The organism is Oleiphilus sp. HI0125, from assembly GCF_001635355.1.
The window spans coordinates 1-909 of record NZ_LWGF01000029.1 but is presented as its reverse complement, the minus strand read 5'-3'; the positions used below and the strand labels follow the sequence as shown (position 1 = coordinate 909).

The following is a 909-nucleotide window of genomic DNA, read 5'->3' as shown; positions in this document are numbered from 1 at the left end:
CAGGGCGTCGTCTACGCTGTCGCTTAAGCACAGTTTGCTAGCTGGGTAATGGATCTCAGCGTTGATCACGACATCTTGTTGCTTCTCTTTTTCTTCCTGATTAAAGCCAATAAATGTTCTCAACCGGAGGTTGGTAATGTTGATAATCGCTTGACTTGTGTCTGATGAGCTCATTCGAATCTCTATGTCAGTTTAAAGTAAGTTGTCGATCGCACGTGAAAGCACAGCTGCGTTTGGCCTCACGGAACTGCCAAAAACTTCTACGACTTCGCCTTGGGTGTTAACTAAATATTTGTTGAAGTTCCATCTTGGCTCAGAACTTTGGGCGCTCAATTCTTTGAACACCGGATGAGCACTTGAGCCGCGAACATCAACCGTCTCTGTCATTGTGAATTTTACACCAAAATTGACGAAACACACTTCGGCTGCTTTTTCCTCAGACTTAGCAGCCTGTCGAAAACTATTTGAGGGAAATCCAATGACTGTGAAATTCTGATTCTCGTACTTTTCGTAGAGGGCCTGCAACTCCTTGAATTGCGGTGTAAATCCACAGTGGCTTGCCGTATTAACAATTAAAACATTTTTTCCGGAAGTGATCTCGCACAGGTTAAATGTTTCTTGACTGTGAAGTTTACCGATATCGATATTCAACCATTCTGGGCAAGCGTCAGCAGAACTGTTCTGACTCACAAAAGCTAATGTTAAGAAACATAAAATTGTGCGTGCTGATCGTGTCATTCAAGACTACTCTTCAGTTGTTTAGTGATGGTTCATACGCGACATAGTAAGCTTTGGTTTACCTAAATGTATCTAAGTATTGAGTTGACCGAGTGGTCAGATTATTATTCATGCTTTCATTTTGATCAAAAGAGAGAGTTCAATGACCTACCCAAGAGACCTCGTTGGTTA

Annotated in this window: 2 protein-coding genes; both read right to left on the bottom strand. The window is 42.0% G+C overall.

Annotated features, from left to right (window positions below):
- A partial coding sequence (locus A3762_RS25575) for a dihydroneopterin aldolase (RefSeq protein ID WP_197468903.1) occupies window positions 1–174 on the bottom strand: 174 nt, incomplete at its 3' end.
- An 18-nt stretch (window positions 175–192) separates the two neighbouring features.
- On the bottom strand, window positions 193–738 hold the full coding sequence (locus A3762_RS00680; protein ID WP_068753631.1) for a glutathione peroxidase: 546 nt from the start codon (window positions 736–738) through the stop codon (window positions 193–195).
- Window positions 739–909 lie beyond the last annotated feature (171 nt).